Genomic DNA, 1,812 nt, shown 5'->3' on the forward strand with positions numbered 1-1,812 from the left:
ATCTTATGCGACTTACGAATGTAATGGCATTTTAGAGATGCGACACATAGGCCAGTTAGAGATGCGACAGTCGTCGCCTCTTGGGATGCTGGTCGAGCGTCAGCATTGGGAAGCAAGATTAGCGACGTGCATCGTGGCCGAGGTCATCTTTGTTCGGAGTCGTCATGTCTTGTTTGATTGTCATGTCTCAAAAGGAATTGCATCGTCTTGAACAAATTCAGCGGGTTCGCCAAGGCAGCCTGACGGTCACACGGGCGGCTGCGCTGCTTGGGCTCAGTCGCAGCCAGGTCCATCGGCTGCTGCAAGCCTATGACGAGAATGGCGCTGACGGTCTCGTTTCGAAGAAGCGCGGCCGTCCGAGCAACCGGCGCCACAGTGAGGACTTCCGCAATCTGGCTCTCGACCTTGTGCGTGAGCATTACGCGGATTTTGGCCCAACGCTGGCGGCCGAGAAGCTGATCGAACGCCACCGGATTGCCGTCAGCAAGGAGACACTGCGCCAGTGGATGATGGAAGCCGGCATCTGGGTGTCGCGACGCGAACGTAAGAAGCGGGTTTTCCAGCCGCGCGGCCGGCGCGATTGTTTCGGCGAACTCGTTCAGATCGACGGCTCGCTTCATTGGTGGTTCGAGAACCGTGGCCGCAAATGCGCCCTGCTCGTTTATATCGACGATGCCACCGGCAAGCTGTTGCATCTGCGCTTTGCGACTTCAGAGAACACCTTCGACTATCTGCACGCGACGAAGGCTTATTTGCAGCAATGGGGCAAGCCGATCGCGTTCTACAGCGACAAGCATGGCATCTTCCGCAGCACGCATGCCTCGATGACGGACCGGACGAGCGGTCTGACGCAATTCGGTCGGGCACTGTATGAGCTCAACATCGACATTATCTGCGCCAACACCCCGCAGGCCAAAGGCCGCGTAGAAAGGGCCAATCAGACGCTGCAGGATCGGCTGGTGAAGGAACTGCGGCTTCGCGGTATCGATACGATCGAGGCGGCCAACGCCTATGCGCCGGAGTTCATGGCGGATTTCAACGCGCGTTTTGGCAAGCCTCCACGCAATCCGAAGGACATGCATCGACCGCTGGCCGATCACGAGAACCTGGATGGTGCCATGTGCCGCAAGGAGGTTCGCAAGCTGTCGCATTCCTTGACGCTGCGCTATGACAAGGTGATGTTCATCCTCGATCCGACAGAGCGCGCAACGGCGCTGACGGGCAAGAAGGTTGTCGTTTGCGATTATCCTGACGGACGACTTGAGATCACAGACGGAGAAGCCTCCCTGCCCTACAGGACGTTTGATACGTTACGGTCAGTACACCGATCCGAGGTGGTCGAGAACAAGCGGCTGGACGACATGCTTTCGATCGTCGCTGAGCTGCAGGCTGGGCGTCAGCAGCAGCGCAGCAAAAGTGGCCCGCGTCGAGGCGGACAGACGGATCACATGTTCGGCATTCCCGATGGCAGCGTGAGCAACGGTTATCAGAAACGCGGCACCAAGCCTGGACGAAAGACGGATTTTACGAAGAATCCTGCCGTCATCGCCCGACGGCGGCAAGCGTTGGTGAGCCGGCGTGTCGCCGAGTGATGTGAGCGATCCGGTTGAGAAAGCTAAAGTATATGATTGCGCCCGAGCCATCCGCCGCCGACCGGGCTGCGCAACCCTGACCAGCTCCACCCGGACGGCGGCTCGCGCTTGCGCATCCATAACTATAGAATCTTGCATATTCAGTAACATTGGATAGTATGGCGTCGCGTTTCTAAATTGCTTACTTTGTCTCATCTTTAAATAGCTGTGACAACGAATG

General features: G+C 57.5%; 1 protein-coding gene. It reads left to right on the forward strand.

Going from position 1 to position 1,812, the window contains the following annotated elements; genetic code table 11:
* The first annotated feature begins 164 nt into the window (after positions 1-164).
* Entirely contained in the window at positions 165-1,592 is a 1,428-nt protein-coding gene (locus tag DTW90_RS36860) for an ISNCY family transposase (RefSeq protein WP_149345050.1), read from the forward strand.
* Positions 1,593-1,812: the final 220 nt, after the last annotated feature.

Origin of the sequence: Neorhizobium sp. P12A (assembly GCF_008365395.1) — a bacterium.
In the GTDB taxonomy this organism is placed as follows: Bacteria; Pseudomonadota; Alphaproteobacteria; order Rhizobiales; family Rhizobiaceae; genus Rhizobium.